The organism is Winogradskyella damuponensis, assembly GCF_039538385.1.
Classification (GTDB): domain Bacteria; phylum Bacteroidota; class Bacteroidia; order Flavobacteriales; family Flavobacteriaceae; genus Winogradskyella; species Winogradskyella damuponensis.
In genome coordinates, this window is the sequence record NZ_BAABCB010000028.1 from 30,433 (window position 1) to 46,325 (window position 15,893).

The window sequence follows — 15,893 nt, forward strand, 5'->3', positions numbered from 1 at the left end:
AAGAGTTATGAGTTTTATTCTTTTATATCCTTCAATTTCAACTGTAAACTGACGTTGCCATTCCAATGATTTTCATCAATAGCATAGGCAGCACTAAATGGTCGTTTGCTTTTAATAATATCAATTTTATCGCCTAAGCCAAAACCAATACAGACAATTTTATCATTGAAGGATTGCGTCACTGTTAATCTAATGTGCTTATCATCTTCACCAACACATTTTCCCCAGCCAGTATCTTTTAGGTTTTGGGACATAAAGGTGGGTGACATATTCCCAGGGCCAAATGGTGCAAATTGTTTTAGGATTCGCATGAGTTTATCATTGATTTGACCAAGTTCTATTTCTAAATCAACTTTAAGCTCTGGTGTTAACAATTTTGGGTCAATGGTTTCCTTAACCACACTTTCAAATTTAGCTTTAAAGGCGTCGTAATTTTTGGGATCTAAAGTTAAGCCTGCGGCATATTTATGACCTCCAAATTGTTCAATGTGTTCGCTACATGCTTCTAATGCATTATACACATCAAAACCTGAAACGGAACGTGCTGAAGCTGCTAGTTTATCTCCACTTTTGGTAAAAACGAGTGTGGGTCTGTAATAGGTTTCTATTAAACGTGATGCTACAATACCAATCACTCCCTTGTGCCATGATTCGTCATAAACAACAGTGGTAAATCCTTCTTGCTCGTTATTCTCTTCAATTTGAACTAAGGCTTCTTCTGTAATACGTTTATCGGTTTCGCGACGATCGGTATTAAAATTGTCGATTTCTACGGCATATTTTGCAGCAAGGTTAAAATCGGTTTCTGTTAAAAGCGTTACGGCGTGGTTGCCGTGTTTCATTCGTCCGGCTGCATTAATTCGAGGTGCGATAATAAAAACCACATCTGTTATGGTAAGAATATCCTTTTTAACCTCAGCGATAATCGCTTTCATTCCAGGTCTTGGGTTGGTATTTATAATGTTTAAACCCATATAAGCCAAAGCTCTATTTTCATCTACAATGGGTACAATATCTGCACCAATGGCAGTAGCTACCAAATCGAGATATTCGGTTAAATCTTCTACCGTTTGCCCTTGGTTGGATGCTAGAGCAGTAATTAATTTAAAGCCCACACCACAACCACAAAGTTCTTTAAATGGGTAATCGCAATCGTCGCGTTTAGGGTCTAAAACAGCTACCGCATCTGGAATTTCAGCTCCTGGTCTATGGTGGTCGCAGATTATAAAATCGACCCCTTTTTCTTTAGCATAAGCCACTTTATCTATGGCTTTTATACCACAATCGAGCGCTATAATTAGTGAAATATCATTATCGTCTGCAAAGTCTATTCCTTTATACGATATACCATAGCCTTCATCATAACGATCTGGAATGTATGTGGCAATAGCATCTGTTCTTGTTTTTAAATAGGATGACATTAAAGCTACGGAGGTTGTACCATCTACATCATAATCGCCATAAACCATAATATTTTCACCTTGATCAATTGCTTTTTCGATTCTAGCAACCGCTTTATCCATATCTTTCATGAGGTATGGATCGTGAAGTTCTTTAAAACTAGGTCTGAAAAATGTTTTAGCAGCATCATAAGTATCGATGCCTCTTTGCAATAATAATGTGGCAACAATATCATCTACTTGAAGTGCTTTTTTTAGTTCTTCAACTTTTGATGGTTCTGGTTTTGGTTTTAATGTCCAACGCATAATGTCTTATATCGCGATTATTACTTTGTGCTTTCGTGAAAATAAATATTAGTTTTAACAGTTGCAAAACGACGAAACATTTCCATGACTCCACAATATTTATCAACAGATAAATTTACAGCACGTTCGCATTTTTTTTGATTTAAGTCTGCACCATAAAAATGATAATCTACTACTACAGTGTGGTAATATTTAGGATGTTCATCCGTTAATTCACCTGTAACATCCATTTTAAAATCATCTATTTCTACTTTCATTTTATCTAACGTAGAAATAACATCTAAGCCAGAACAACCAGCTAGTGACGATAACATCATGGCTTTTGGTGATAGACCATTACGTTTATCTGTACCTTCAATATTGGTATCCATTATTACAGTTTTTCCACTTGGATTATCAGATTCAAAGGTTAAGCCACCTTTCCATTGGGTTGTGATTTTATTTGTCATTTTTTAAGTTTAAAAGTTAGAAGTACTATCTTGTTAGCTCAAAAATACTACTAAAAAAATAACTATGGCACTAGTAACACCTTTGTCTGCAGACCACGATTTGGAAACCAAAGAATTAGCAGAATTCTTTAATGAAACCCTTGGATTTTGTCCAAATTCGGTTCTAACCATGCAACGCCGACCAGCAATTAGCAAAGCATTTATTAATTTGAATAAAGCGGTTATGGCCAATGAAGGCAAAGTAACCTCAGCTTTAAAACGTATGATTGCTTGGGTGAGTAGTAATGCTACAGGTTGTCGTTATTGCCAAGCACACGCCATTAGAGCAGCAGAACGCTATGGTGCAGAACAAGAACAATTAGATAATATTTGGGAATATAAAACGCACCCTGCTTTTTCTGAAGCAGAACGTGCAGCTCTCGACTTTAGTTTAGCAGCTTCAATGGTACCAAATGCTGTGAATGCGGAGATAAAAGAACGCTTATATCAACATTGGGACGAAGGTGAAATTGTTGAAATGCTAGGTGTAATTTCATTATTTGGTTACCTAAACCGTTGGAATGATTCTATGGGTACTGATATTGAAGAAGGCGCTGTAGAAAGTGGAAATAAGTATTTAGGGAAACACGGTTATGAAGTTGGTAAGCATGATGGGTCACAATATTAGATTATCATTATTACGAAGCTAAAAGTCTTGATTAATACATTTATAAAAAACCTTACCATAAATGGTGAGGTTTTCTTATAAAATTTCCTTTACCTTCTTCTCTAGCTCAGGCACAACCAATTCCTCAAACCAAGGATTCTTACTTCTCCAAAACCGATTCGTTGGTGATGGATGCGGAATTGGAAAATAGGTTGGTAAATAAGACTTGTATTCACCAACAGTTTCTGTCAAGGTTCGTTTGGCGCTTTCTTTTAAATAATATTGCTGCGCATAAGCTCCAATTAAAATAATCAATTCTACATTAGGCATTTTGTCTAATAATTGCTGATGCCATTGTGGTGCACATTCTGGTCTTGGTGGTAAATCGCCTGTTTTTGCTTTTCCAGGATAGCAAAATCCCATTGGTATAATGGCAAAATTCTCAGTGTTATAAAATTGTTCTTCTGTAACATTAAGCCACTGCCTAAGTTTCTTTCCGCTTTGGTCGTCCCACGGAATTCCAGATTGATGCACTTTTGTTCCTGGTGCCTGACCGATAATTACAATTTTAGATTTTATGTTTGCAGTTGCTACAGGTCTTGGCCCTAATGGTAAATGTGCTTTACAAATGGTGCATTGACTGATATTATGGAGTAATTCTTTCATTTTTTAATCTTCATCCTTCAACATACTCTTTAAATCATTCGTATAAGATGGATATGTAAATATTTGCTTTTTTAAATCACGAATTGTTAAACCTTCATTCATGGCTAGAGTCAAAATATTAATTGTTTCATTCGCTTGAGAACTTAATAAATTAGCACCCACAATTTTTTGAGTACGCTCATTAACAATAATTTTATAAGCGTAAGCATCGGCATTTTCTTTTTTAGAACTGTACCAATCAGAAGCATCTCCTTTATAAACAATTACATTTTTGTATCTGCTTTTAGCTTCTTCTTCAGAATAACCTACACTCGCCAATTGCGGTTTAGTAAAAACAACGGAAGGTACTAATGGGTTTTCAAACTCCTTAGAATTACCATTTATAATGTTATGGCCTGCAATATAACCTTGTAATCCTGATAAGGGTGTTAATGGTAAAGATTTACTAGAAACGTCTCCACAAGCGTACACATTTTCGTTGCTCGTACTTTGCATAAAATCATTAACTAAAACCCCAGATTCATCAGCTTTTATACCAGCGTTTTCTAAATCTAATTTTTCTACGGCTGGCACACGACCTGCTGTATTAAATATCTTTCTGGCCTTTATTGTTTTTGTTTTACCGCCTTTTTCATACGTCAGTTTTAAGTTTTTCTTCAATTTTTCTATGGAGATCGGTGTTGTATTAAACATAAATTTTACTCCATTCTTTTCTAAAACCTTGGTTAATTTTTCAACCAAAAACGAATCAAACTGTGTTAACGGACTATCTCCAACTTCAATCATAGTAACGTCACATCCCAACGTTGAAAGCATATAGCAAAACTCCATTCCAACATAACCTGAACCAATAAATATAGCTGATTTGGGAATTTTTTTCAAATTGAGAATGTCATCACTAGTCTTTAATAAATCTGAACCTTCAAGTTTTAAAGTTCTTGGGACATAACCTGTTGCGATTACAAATTTATCCGCAGAAATAGTTTTACCTTCAACTGTAATTTCATTTTTACTGATAAATTTTGGAGATTGATGGTATAAATCTATACCTAAATCCGTAAGGTCATTTTCGGTTGAAGATGGCACAGGTTTAGTAAAAGACGTTTTAAATTTCTGAACAGCTTTCCAATTAATTTTAGGTGACTTTTTAATTCCGAAACCTTTGAGTTGGTTGGAGTGTTGTACTAAATCTGCAAATTGCATTAGTATTTTTTTAGGATCACAACCTCGTGTTGCACAAGTGCCCCCAAATTCGCGTTTATCTGAAATAGCCACTGATAATCCTGAGGCTATACACGCTTTTGCTGCTGTTTGACCTGCAATACCGCTACCAATAACAAATACATTATAATGTTTAGTCTTCATAATTTTAGATTGAAAATTGAAATTATGAAATCTAATTGGCAAAGACTGATGCGGTAGGTTTAAAACTTAACTCGTTTACAATTATTTTTTACCATCAACAACAATCACAATTTCCCCTTTAGGAGGCTTATTTGTGTAGTGTTCTAAAACTTCTTTTGCTGTTCCTCTAATAGTTTCTTCGTACAATTTTGTTATTTCTCTTGATACAGAGACCAAACGATCTTCTCCAAAATATTCGCAAAAATGACCAAGAGTTTTTATAAGCTTATGTGGACTTTCATAAAAAATGATGGTTCTAGTTTCTTCAGCTAAGAGTAATAATCGTGTTTGTCTGCCCTTTTTTACAGGCAAAAAGCCTTCAAACACAAATTTATCATTTGGCAAACCACTATTGACTAATGCTGGTACAAATGCTGTTGCACCTGGTAAACAATCCACTTCTATATTATTTTCTACACAGGCTCTTACCAATAGAAAACCAGGGTCTGAAATTGCGGGAGTTCCTGCATCACTAATGACAGCGATAGTCATTCCTGCTTTTAATTTTTCGATTAAATGATTCACCGTTTTATGCTCGTTATGCATATGGTGACTTTGCATTTGCGTGGTAATTTCAAAATGCTTTAACAATTTTCCTGAAGTTCTGGTGTCTTCAGCCAAGATTAAATCTACTTCTTTTAAAACATCTATTGCTCTAAATGTTATATCTTTTAGGTTTCCTATAGGCGTTGGTACGAGATAAAGTTTACTCATTTTAGGCGGTTTCTTTTCAAATTTACATTGTTTTTAATGATATCAACACAAGCCTTTATGATATTTGGCATCTTTCTTATAAATTAAGGGTTTGGTAGGGAAATTCCTCCTACGCTTGTTATATTGTTGAGATTATTTATTTTCTCACTGCATTAATCAAAACTACTATTTTATGGTTGGAAAACAATTCCGCTTATTGTTTTTATTTCTATTCTGTATGCAAGCATATAGCCAAACTACAGATTTGTCTATTGCTATTGAAGCACAAAACTTAAGTGGTACTGCGATATCTCAAGTGGATATTTATGAAGACTTTCAGTATGTAGTAACCGTTTTAAACTCAGGAAACACTGTTGATAATGCAAGTATTTCCATAAATTTTGATACTGACCTTTCAATCATTTCCTATAATTCTCAGAACAATAATGCTGGAGCTTCGGATTTTTCTAACATTGATATTACAGATAATGTTTTAACAGCCTCCATTGCGACAATGCCCAATAACGCCAGTGTAGAATTACTTGTTTTGGTAACAGCACCAACTAATTTGGGTGGTATTACTGCAAATGGTACTGTGAGCCCGTCCACAAATACTCAAGACATTAACACAAGTAATAATCAAGCCATAATATCTATTGATGTATTAGATGTTATAATTGATTTTTCGATAACGCACACGCAAATCAATCCTTTGGAAGGCACAGCAATTAATGCTTGGGGAGATTCAGTAACCTATCAATTTACCATTACTAACAATAGTGATATTGACTTTCCTGTTTCTACTATTATTGGCAACTTAAACCTAAGTTCTCCTTCTATTAACGGACAGCCTTTTGCAGAGTTTATCTCGCTAGCTTGTATTAACTCTACAAACGGAACACTATGTCCAGATTTAACTGATGTTGCAGGAAGTTCAAGTGTTATTCAATCTGCTAACTCATTATTTACTTTTAATAATGCAATTAATATCACATCAGGAGGCAGTATAACCTTTGAAATGATTTACAGATATACAAATCTATCTTGTTCACCAAATCCAATGCCTATTACTGTTGACAGCAATATTACGATTCTATTAAATTCGGCTAATACTGCTGTTGTTAACTCAAACGACGTAACCACAGAACTCCTTTTGGCAGAACTTTGCCCAGAAACAGATCTTTGTATTGAAACAACACAAACAAATCCAGATATTTCTGAAAGTTTAGATTATGGGCAAGACATTACTTTTATAACAACGGTCTGCAATAACGGTCCTGCAGCTACACCTATGCGTTTCTTTTTTCAAAACTTATCTCCTTTAGATTGGAGTATAAGTTCGCTTACTTGCTTAGGGACAACCGGACCTGTTACCTGCAATGACTTCTCATTAAATATAGGTAATCAAATATGGGTGAGTAATGATTTTGTTTTGCAACCCAATACGACGATAACTATTGAAACAGTTTTGAGTTATTTAGAACCCGAATGTAACGATAGTACCACCGGAATTGTAGCCGTAATACGAAGCGCAACTAATATTTTAGATAATCAATTGGTAGACTCTAATCCTAATAATAATTTTTTCTCTAACCAACTACTTTTGCCTTCTGTAGAACCATGTGATAGTGAAGATTCAATAGATTTACATGTTACTAAAACACAAATAAGTCCAGAATTACCTATAGGAAGTTCTCCTCAAAACACAGCTGCTTGGGGTTTGGTAACCTATGAAATTACAGTTACAAATGCCAGTGAAGAAGATGCAATTATTGAATTACAAGATTATATGCCCACAATAGGTGATGACGATCCTGAAATATCTGCAATATTAACAAATGTAGAATGCGTTGCTACAACAGGAACAGCTTCTTGTTTTAACATTGAAAATGCTAATATCGGAATTCCTTTAGATGGTAGCTCTGAAAATGGAGAACTTAATATTTTTTGGGAAATTACGCCAGAAGAGAATTGGGCATTACCTCCAAATAGCTCGGTAAGCTTTAATGTAACCATAGATTGGATGTTAGAATGTTCGCCAGCCCCAATGATAGGAACCAATATGGTCAGCGTAAATTTTGCAAATGATTTAGAGGACACTAGCCCAGAGAATAATTCAGATTCTGTAAATACATATTTTGCAAAATGTTTAGATTTAATAGTGCAAACCTATCCTGAGTTTACTCAAGTCGACGTCAATCAAACCTTTAATTGGATTGTAGATATTAGTAATAGTACTACAAGTGCTGATGCTATAGATGTTATTTTCGAAAACACAGTTAATCCTATTTTTACTATTGTCGGAAACCCAACCTGTACAGTTACCTCTGGAAATGCAACTTGCATTACTAACTTTAATACTGTTGGTAATTTTATATCAGGAACCATTCCTACAATGGAAGCGGGCTCTACCGTTAGAGTTAGTATTCCTGTAACTGCGCCTAGTGTTGGTGGCGCTTTTAATAATATTGCAGAAGCCATTCCTGACCCTACAAACAACCAAGAATTAACACCAGAATCTAATATTTCTATTAATAGCGTTCTAGTCATTGCGCCTGTTTTACAAAAATCATTTGCGCCAGAGGTGATTATCGAGGGAGGTGAAAGCGAATTAACATTTACTGTTTTTAATGTAGCGAATAACCCTACACAAAGTCATATTTCATTTACCGATAATTTACCAAATGGAGTAACACTTTTAAGTGCGCCTAATTGGATTCAAGCTAACGGTTGTACAGCAACATTTATAGGAACCACTAATGATACATTTGTTGGTATAGAAAATTTGGTCTTTCCAGAAGGCGTTGTGAGTTGCACATTCTCAGTTTTAGTGACTTCTGAAATTGCAGGTACTTATCTTAATAATTTTCTGAATTTCACAAACAACAATAACATAGATACATCTCAAACCAATGCGACACTTAATGTTATTATTGACACCTCTGATATTGATATTGAAATCATTAAAACCGCGTTACCTACCGAAGCTGTTTTGGGACAACATGTTGATTTCTCCATTACAGCGACAAACTTAGGAACTACAACCGCCACTTTAATTGAAGTCATTGATACCTTACCGCAAGGTTATGAATTTGTTTCTGCAACCACTAGTTCTGGTGTTTTTGATGACACAACTTTTATATGGAATATCCCCAACCTTGATGCCAATAATTTTGAAACGTTAACCTTAACGGCTAAAGTGGTCTCTTCAGAAAATTTAACTAATGTTGCAAGATTAAATAGCGTTAATGAACCCGATAGAGATCTTACAAATAATGAAGATAATGCTACTGTAGAAATTTCTAATTGTTTATCAATTTCTGAAGGTATTTCCCCTAATAACGATGGAAAGAATGATGTGTTTTTTATTCCTTGCATAGAGGATTATCCTGAAAACACTCTTAAAATATTCAACCGTTACGGCACGCAAATTTACGAAGCCAAAAACTATTTGAATACTTGGAGTGGTATAGCTAATATGGGACTCTTACAAAGTTCAAAATTACTACCCGTTGGTACGTATTTCTATATTTTAGAAATTAATGGTTTTGATGATGCTTTTGTGGGCTATGTTTATTTAAATTATTAATTAAAACGGCCTTCTACAAGCTCTATAAAACGCTCTTCGTATTCTTCTTTACCTTCCCAATTATTATAATCTGGCTTTACCATTTCTAAAATTAGCGTTCGTGCTTCACTCAAAGAATTTGTTGTATTTATTTGAGAAATTACACGATCGTAATCTTCGTTTCTACCCTCAAATAAATGTTTAATAAAGGCTAATTTATCATTGAGACCTATATTTAAACGCTTTCCTTTAAGTTTATCATTAAGGGATTTTTTTTCTGATTCGGCTTCACGTTTTTGAGCCTCTTCAATAGGTTCAAATTCTGGAATATCTTCAAAACCAGATGTAATAGATTCAAATTCTGTTGACGATGAAGTTTCTATATCTTCTGGTAAAGCATTCTTTAATAAGGTATCTACCGGCTCAGTTTCTTTAGGCATATGTTCAAACATATCCTTTATTTTTGTCATCACAGGTTCCATAATACCATCATCTTCAACCTCATCTAAATTAATGTAAGTTCTATCTTCAACTTCAACATTGTCACTCACCTTATTATTAAAAGCTGTATCCAACATATCAAAGAATGAAGAGTCGTGACCAATAGTTGGCATTTTATCCTCAAAATTTTCTTGAGCAAATTTTAAAACAGTCAATTTTTCGTAAAGTACAGAGACTTCCTTGTGTAATTGATCTATATCTTCTCTACCTGTCAGTTTCAGAATCCTATGTGCAATACTAACTAATTCTGATTCTAATTTCTTTTTCATCTTTTCCTGAGTTTTACTTTTGATTTTTAATAAATTTGCGAGACCTTTATAAAAAAACGAAGTCCGACTTCATTTAGTGCTAAAATTACAAAATGTTTCTCGAAAATACAGTAAATCAGAAAGAACAATTTGGGTGGATTGAAGTCATCTGCGGATCCATGTTCTCAGGTAAGACCGAAGAATTAATCCGACGCTTAAAACGTGCGCAATTTGCAAAACAAAAAGTAGAAATTTTTAAGCCTGCTGTAGATGTACGTTACGATGAAGAAATGGTAGTTTCTCACGATGCTAATGAAATCCGCTCTACTCCTGTACCTGCTGCTGCTAATATTCCAATTTTAGCAGATGGCTGCGATGTGGTTGGCATTGACGAAGCACAATTCTTTGATGATGAAATTGTAAGAATTTGTAACGATTTAGCCAACAAAGGTATTCGTGTTATTGTGGCTGGTTTAGATATGGATTTTAAAGGTAATCCGTTTGGACCAATGCCAAACTTAATGGCAACGGCAGAGTATGTTACTAAAGTACATGCCGTTTGTACAAAAACAGGAAATTTAGCACAATACAGTTACAGAAAAGCTCTAAGTGACGATCTCGTTTTACTTGGTGAGGTTGATGAATATGAACCTTTAAGCAGAGCGGCCTATTATAAGAGTATGCAACGCGATAAAGTAAGATTATTAAAGGTAAACGATGCTGAAGAAATAGACTCTAAAGACCAAAATCGGAATGCCTAAAGCTCTAGAAACCGTTCTTGAAATTGATTTAAGTGCACTTACTCATAATTTCAACTACTTAAAATCAAAATTACAACCACAAACTAAATTTTTAGCCGTGGTTAAAGCCTTTGCTTATGGAAGTGATTCTGTAGAAATTGCAAAGCATCTTCAAAAATTAAACATAGATTATTTTGCTGTCGCTTATATAAATGAAGGTATTGCCTTAAGAGATGCAGGAATAACAACACCCATTTTAGTCCTTCATCCACAATCTATAAATTTCAAAATACTTATAGAGCGCTGTTTAGAACCAAGTATTTATAGTCCTCATGTTTTAAATGAATTTATAAAAACTGCCGAAGCACTATCTCAAAACAACTATCCTGTTCATATAAAATTTAATACAGGTTTAAATCGACTTGGCTTTAAAGAAAATGATATTGAAACTATTGTTTCAACACTTCAAAAGACCTCAGTTGTAAAAGTAAAATCTATATTCTCTCATTTAGTAGCGAGTGAAGACGCAAATGAATTAGATTTTTCTAAGCTACAAATCGAAAGATTTAAAACTATTGCTAAAATATTTGAAGAAAAATCAGGTATTAAACCTTGGCTACATCTTTGTAATACTTCTGGTGTTATCAATTACCCTGAAGCTCATTTTAACATGGTACGCTCCGGCATTGGACTCTATGGTTTTGGAAATTCTGCTGAAGAAGACAAAAACCTTAAACCCATTGCGAGTTTAAAATCAGTAATTTCTCAAATTCATGAGATTGAAAAAGGAGAAACCGTAGGTTATAATAGAGCATATACGTCTAAAGGACATGAAAAAACAGCAACCATACCCATTGGTCATGCAGATGGTATAAGCCGTATTTATGGAAATGAAAATGGTTATGTTTTTATAAATGGTAAAAAAGCACCAATAATTGGTAATGTTTGTATGGATATGATTATGGTAAACATTACAGACATTAATTGTAAAGAAGGAGATGAGGTTATTATTTTCGATGCTACCTATACTGCAAGTAACTTAGCAGAATCAGCACATACAATTTCTTATGAAATTCTAACTGCCATATCACAACGTGTAAAACGGGTTTTTCTGCCTGAATAACTTTTTTTTTAACATAATGTGACTTTTTTAACTAACTTAGGGTCTTATCAACATATTAACTAACTATTAAAAAACACGAATTATGTTAAAAGAATTTAAAGAATTTGCAATGAAGGGCAACCTTATAGACATTGCCGTTGGTTTTGTAATGGGTGCTGCTTTTAAAGAGGTGGTTACTGCATTTACAGGAGGTATTGTTTCTCCATTAATTGGTATGATTTTCGACTCAGACTTTAAAGCATTAAGATACCAGTTAAAAGAAGGCACATTAAATGATGCTGGTGAAATAGTTGGAGACGTTTTCTTAGAATACGGTACATTTTTAACTAATGTTATTGACTTTATCATTGTCGCATTTGTAATGTTCCTTGTAGTAAAAGGAGTAAATAAAATGAAGAAGAAAGAAGAACCTGCACCTGAGGCACCTGCAGGACCATCTGAAGTTGATTTATTAATAGAAATCAGAGATTCATTAAAAAAATAAAACACGTATAGCGTCATCGCTACACTATTATTTTTAACTAAACCCAGGCTAAAAAGCCTGGGTTTTTCTTTTTATATAAACCTTAGTTATTGCAAAATCAATAAAATATAAGCGCAATTTTTATCACATATTTAAGACTAAATTGACTGATTTAATTAAACAAAAGCTATAATTTTGATATTATAAATTTAAACTCACGAAATGAGCATGTTAAAAACGCTATTACCTAAGGGAATAATATATAGCGAGTAACGTGTGACCTTTGGAAAACAATAAATTCAGACACATGAAAGTAGCAATTGTAGGTGCAACAGGTTTGGTAGGTAATGTAATGCTCAAAGTATTAGAAGAGCGTAATTTTCCTTTAGATGAATTATTATTAGTAGCATCGGAACGTTCTGTTGGCAAAAAAATTACATTCAAAGGAAAAGATATCTCTGTGATAAGTATTCCAACAGCTATTGAAGCAAAACCAGATATTGCACTTTTTTCTGCAGGAGGTTCTACGTCTTTAGAATGGGCTCCAAAATTTGCAGAAGTTGGAACAACAGTTATCGATAATTCTTCAGCTTGGAGAATGGATCAAACAAAGAAATTAGTTGTTCCTGAGATAAATGCTAAAGAGCTAACTAAAACAGATAAGATTATTGCCAACCCTAATTGTTCTACCATACAAATGGTTATGGCATTAGCTCCACTTCATAAAAACTATAAAATTAAGCGTATTGTTGTTTCTACGTATCAATCCGTTTCTGGTACAGGCGTTAAAGCCGTAGAACAGATGGAAAATGAAATCTCAGGTAAAAAAGGAGACATGGCTTATCCTTACCCAATTCATAAAAACGCCATTCCACATTGCGATGTTTTTGAAGATAACGGCTACACTAAAGAAGAAATGAAGCTGGTTAATGAGACTCAAAAAATATTAAATGATCGTACAATTGCCGTAACTGCAACTGCTGTAAGAATCCCAACTGCAGGAGGACATAGTGAATCTATAAATGTAGAGTTTCAAAATGATTTTGATATTGCAGAAGTAAGACAACTTCTCAATGCTACAGATGGCATTACAATTCAAGATAATTTAGAAACTAATTCATACCCTATGCCAATGTATGCTAACGGTAAAGATGATGTTTTTGTTGGTCGTTTAAGAAGAGACGGGTCACAACCTAATACTTTAAATATGTGGGTTGTAAGTGACAACCTTAGAAAAGGTGCGGCCACCAATACTGTACAAATAGCAGAATTCCTTATCGATAATGCTTTAGTATAAAGCGACTTAGCACAGTTGTAGATTTTTCAAAATGGCGATTAATTTGTGTATTTCAACTAATTAATTATTTAGTTAGTTGTTATAGTCTCTATATTGCCCTCCGTTTCATCCTTAAGTTTTTAGTTTTTTGACATCAGTCAAATAACGAAAGTCTTATATTTGAAGTAAATGCTGTTTATTTCAAAAAAAACTAATTATGAAAAAATTACTTCTCGTTGCTTTAGTACTGAGTATTTTTGTTTCATGTAAAAACGAAACCGAAGCTTTGAAAACAATTACTGTAGATTATCCTAAAACTAATAAAATTGTCGTTACAGACACTATTTTTGGCGAAACTGTATCGGACCCTTATCGTTGGCTAGAAGATGACAGAAGCAAAGAAACTGAAGCTTGGGTAAAATCTCAAAATGAAACTACGTTTGGGTATTTAGACAACATTCCCTACAGGGAAGAATTAAAAGAACGCCTAACCAAACTTTGGAATTACGAAAAAATTGGATCTCCATTTAAAGAAGGTGATTATACCTATTTTTATAAAAATGACGGTTTACAAAACCAATATGTCATTTATAGATATAAAACGGATGCAGACCCAAGTACTGCTGAAGTATTCTTAGATCCCAACACATTTAAAGAAGATGGTACAATTTCTTTAGGAGGTACTAGTTTTTCAAAAGATGGCAAGACACTAGCTTATGCTATTTCTGAAGGAGGAAGTGATTGGAGAAAGATTTTAGTAATGAATACAGAAACTAAGGAAATTGTAGAAGACACTTTAGTAGATATAAAATTTAGTGGGATGTCTTGGTACAAAAACGAAGGCTTCTACTACTCTAGCTACGACAAACCAAAAGGTAGTGAGTTGTCTGCAAAAACAGATCAACATAAAGTTTATTATCACAAATTGGGCACAAAGCAATCTGAAGATCAACTTGTTTATGGAGGAACTTCAGAGCAAAAACACCGTTATATATATGCCAATGTTACAGAAGACAATCAGTATTTAGTGATTACTCCTAGAGTTTCAACGTCAGGAAACAAACTTTATATTAAAAACCTATCGATTCCAAATGCACCATTAGTTGAAATATTAGGTCATACAAATTCAGATTCTAACATTATAGAAAATGTAGGTTCTAAATTATATATTATGACAAACTTGGATGCACCAAATCAAAAAATAGTAACTGTTGATGCTTCAAATCCAAGTCCTGAAAATTGGGTAGATTTTATTCCTGAAACTGATAATGTACTTAGTCCATCAACAGGAGGCGGTTACTTTTTCGCTAATTATATGGTAGATGCGGTATCTAAAGTATTTCAGTACGATTATGATGGCAAACTAATTAGAGAGATTGAATTACCTGGTGTAGGAACTGTTAGTGGCTTTAGCGCAAAGAAAGAAGACAAAGAATTATACTATTCATTTACTAATTATGTAACACCAGGAAGCATCTATAAGTATGATATAGAAAATGGTACTTCAGAATTGTATAAAAAACCAAGTATCGATTTTAACCCAGAAGACTACCAAAGCAAACAAGTATTTTACACATCTAAAGATGGCACTAAAATACCAATGATTATTACGCACAAAAAAGGAATAAATCTCAATGGTAAAAATCCAGCAATTCTTTATGGTTATGGCGGATTTAATATCAGCTTAACTCCTAGTTTTAGTATTGCAAACGCCGTATGGATGGAGCAAGGCGGAATTTATGCTGTGCCAAACTTAAGAGGTGGTGGCGAATACGGAAAAGCATGGCACGATGCAGGTACTAAACTTCAAAAACAAAATGTGTTTGATGATTTTATTGCTGCGGCAGAATATTTAATTTCAGAAAAATACACCTCTTCAGACTACTTAGCCATAAGAGGTGGCTCTAACGGAGGTTTATTAGTTGGAGCAACTATGACACAACGCCCAGAATTAATGAAAGTAGCACTACCTGCTGTTGGTGTTTTAGACATGTTACGTTACCATACATTTACTGCTGGTGCTGGTTGGGCTTACGATTACGGAACCGCAGAAGACAGTAAAGAAATGTTTAACTATCTTAAAGGGTATTCGCCAGTTCACAATGTAAAAGAAGGTGTAGAATATCCTGCAACAATGGTAACTACTGGAGATCATGATGATCGTGTGGTACCTGCACACAGTTTTAAATTTGCAGCCGAATTACAAAGCAAACAAACAGGTAACAATCCAACACTTATAAGAATAGAAACAGATGCTGGCCACGGAGCTGGTACACCTGTAAGCAAAACCATTGAACAATATGCCGATATTTTTGGTTTTACACTTTATAATATGGGATTTGAAGTCTTACCAACCAAAATTGAAGAAAAAATAAAAGGGTAACACGTTTTTAGATATTAACCAAATTAA

The 15,893-nt window shown here is 34.1% G+C and carries 13 protein-coding genes; 7 read left to right on the forward strand and 6 right to left on the reverse strand.

Features of this window, described 5'->3' with window-relative positions; translation table 11 throughout:
• Nucleotides 1-14: 14 nt before the first annotated feature.
• Both recJ and ABD730_RS13695 read right to left on the reverse strand, forming a co-directional pair.
• Nucleotides 15-1,706 carry a single-stranded-DNA-specific exonuclease RecJ gene (recJ, locus tag ABD730_RS13690; protein WP_344715422.1) on the reverse strand — a complete coding sequence of 564 codons (1,692 nt, stop codon included), beginning with the start codon at nucleotides 1,704-1,706 and terminating at the stop codon, nucleotides 15-17.
• A 20-nt stretch (nucleotides 1,707-1,726) separates the two neighbouring features.
• Nucleotides 1,727-2,155: an OsmC family protein gene (locus ABD730_RS13695; RefSeq protein ID WP_215926179.1), complete on the reverse strand. Its 429-nt coding sequence runs from the start codon at nucleotides 2,153-2,155 to the stop codon at nucleotides 1,727-1,729.
• A 64-nt stretch (nucleotides 2,156-2,219) separates the two neighbouring features.
• Here ABD730_RS13695 and ABD730_RS13700 point away from each other — a divergent pair, with 64 nt between their 5' ends.
• The gene (locus tag ABD730_RS13700) at nucleotides 2,220-2,822 is read left to right on the forward strand and encodes a carboxymuconolactone decarboxylase family protein (RefSeq protein ID WP_334468457.1); all 603 of its coding nucleotides are present in this window, start codon (nucleotides 2,220-2,222) and stop codon (nucleotides 2,820-2,822) included.
• Nucleotides 2,823-2,897: 75 nt separating this feature from the next.
• Here the strand turns inward: ABD730_RS13700 and ABD730_RS13705 are convergent, their stop codons facing one another.
• From ABD730_RS13705 to rsmI, 3 genes are all read right to left on the reverse strand, one after another.
• Entirely contained in the window at nucleotides 2,898-3,467 is a 570-nt protein-coding gene (locus ABD730_RS13705) for a uracil-DNA glycosylase family protein (RefSeq protein ID WP_344715425.1), read from the reverse strand.
• 3 nt (nucleotides 3,468-3,470) lie between these two features.
• Nucleotides 3,471-4,832 carry a dihydrolipoyl dehydrogenase family protein gene (locus ABD730_RS13710; RefSeq protein WP_344715427.1) on the reverse strand — a complete coding sequence of 454 codons (1,362 nt, stop codon included), beginning with the start codon at nucleotides 4,830-4,832 and terminating at the stop codon, nucleotides 3,471-3,473.
• An 81-nt stretch (nucleotides 4,833-4,913) separates the two neighbouring features.
• Complete coding sequence (rsmI, locus tag ABD730_RS13715) at nucleotides 4,914-5,585, reverse strand: 16S rRNA (cytidine(1402)-2'-O)-methyltransferase (protein ID WP_344715429.1); 672 nt, start codon at nucleotides 5,583-5,585, stop codon at nucleotides 4,914-4,916.
• 172 nt (nucleotides 5,586-5,757) lie between these two features.
• On the opposite strand from rsmI, the gene ABD730_RS13720 reads away from it, so the two are divergent.
• Nucleotides 5,758-9,153: a DUF7933 domain-containing protein gene (locus tag ABD730_RS13720; protein WP_344715431.1), complete on the forward strand. Its 3,396-nt coding sequence runs from the start codon at nucleotides 5,758-5,760 to the stop codon at nucleotides 9,151-9,153.
• Here ABD730_RS13720 and ABD730_RS13725 read toward each other — a convergent pair.
• The gene (locus tag ABD730_RS13725) at nucleotides 9,150-9,902 is read right to left on the reverse strand and encodes a hypothetical protein (protein WP_334468468.1); all 753 of its coding nucleotides are present in this window, start codon (nucleotides 9,900-9,902) and stop codon (nucleotides 9,150-9,152) included. The genes ABD730_RS13720 and ABD730_RS13725 overlap by 4 nt on opposite strands.
• Before the next feature lie 92 nt (nucleotides 9,903-9,994).
• Here ABD730_RS13725 and ABD730_RS13730 point away from each other — a divergent pair, with 92 nt between their 5' ends.
• The 5 genes from ABD730_RS13730 (at nucleotide 9,995) to ABD730_RS13750 (ending at nucleotide 15,866) form a co-directional block, all read left to right on the forward strand.
• Nucleotides 9,995-10,642 carry a thymidine kinase gene (locus tag ABD730_RS13730; protein WP_215926194.1) on the forward strand — a complete coding sequence of 216 codons (648 nt, stop codon included), beginning with the start codon at nucleotides 9,995-9,997 and terminating at the stop codon, nucleotides 10,640-10,642.
• Nucleotides 10,635-11,744, forward strand: coding sequence for an alanine racemase (alr, locus tag ABD730_RS13735; protein ID WP_344715433.1), 1,110 nt, complete (start codon nucleotides 10,635-10,637; stop codon nucleotides 11,742-11,744). The genes ABD730_RS13730 and alr overlap by 8 nt, the downstream gene beginning before the upstream one ends.
• Nucleotides 11,745-11,826: 82 nt before the next feature.
• Nucleotides 11,827-12,228, forward strand: coding sequence for a large conductance mechanosensitive channel protein MscL (gene mscL, locus ABD730_RS13740; RefSeq protein ID WP_334468473.1), 402 nt, complete (start codon nucleotides 11,827-11,829; stop codon nucleotides 12,226-12,228).
• Between the two features lie 286 nt (nucleotides 12,229-12,514).
• Nucleotides 12,515-13,504: an aspartate-semialdehyde dehydrogenase gene (locus tag ABD730_RS13745; protein ID WP_334468476.1), complete on the forward strand. Its 990-nt coding sequence runs from the start codon at nucleotides 12,515-12,517 to the stop codon at nucleotides 13,502-13,504.
• Nucleotides 13,505-13,700: 196 nt separating this feature from the next.
• Entirely contained in the window at nucleotides 13,701-15,866 is a 2,166-nt protein-coding gene (locus tag ABD730_RS13750; protein WP_344715436.1) for a prolyl oligopeptidase family serine peptidase, read from the forward strand.
• Nucleotides 15,867-15,893 lie beyond the last annotated feature (27 nt).

Coding starts and splice junctions, on each gene's coding strand:
- recJ (WP_344715422.1), bottom strand. CDS start 1,706: ATGCGTTGGACATTAAAACCAAAACCAGAACCATCAAAAGTTGAAGAA.
- ABD730_RS13695 (WP_215926179.1), bottom strand. CDS start 2,155: ATGACAAATAAAATCACAACCCAATGGAAAGGTGGCTTAACCTTTGAA.
- ABD730_RS13700 (WP_334468457.1), top strand. CDS start 2,220: ATGGCACTAGTAACACCTTTGTCTGCAGACCACGATTTGGAAACCAAA.
- ABD730_RS13705 (WP_344715425.1), bottom strand. CDS start 3,467: ATGAAAGAATTACTCCATAATATCAGTCAATGCACCATTTGTAAAGCA.
- ABD730_RS13710 (WP_344715427.1), bottom strand. CDS start 4,832: ATGAAGACTAAACATTATAATGTATTTGTTATTGGTAGCGGTATTGCA.
- rsmI (WP_344715429.1), bottom strand. CDS start 5,585: ATGAGTAAACTTTATCTCGTACCAACGCCTATAGGAAACCTAAAAGAT.
- ABD730_RS13720 (WP_344715431.1), top strand. CDS start 5,758: ATGGTTGGAAAACAATTCCGCTTATTGTTTTTATTTCTATTCTGTATG.
- ABD730_RS13725 (WP_334468468.1), bottom strand. CDS start 9,902: ATGAAAAAGAAATTAGAATCAGAATTAGTTAGTATTGCACATAGGATT.
- ABD730_RS13730 (WP_215926194.1), top strand. CDS start 9,995: ATGTTTCTCGAAAATACAGTAAATCAGAAAGAACAATTTGGGTGGATT.
- alr (WP_344715433.1), top strand. CDS start 10,635: ATGCCTAAAGCTCTAGAAACCGTTCTTGAAATTGATTTAAGTGCACTT.
- mscL (WP_334468473.1), top strand. CDS start 11,827: ATGTTAAAAGAATTTAAAGAATTTGCAATGAAGGGCAACCTTATAGAC.
- ABD730_RS13745 (WP_334468476.1), top strand. CDS start 12,515: ATGAAAGTAGCAATTGTAGGTGCAACAGGTTTGGTAGGTAATGTAATG.
- ABD730_RS13750 (WP_344715436.1), top strand. CDS start 13,701: ATGAAAAAATTACTTCTCGTTGCTTTAGTACTGAGTATTTTTGTTTCA.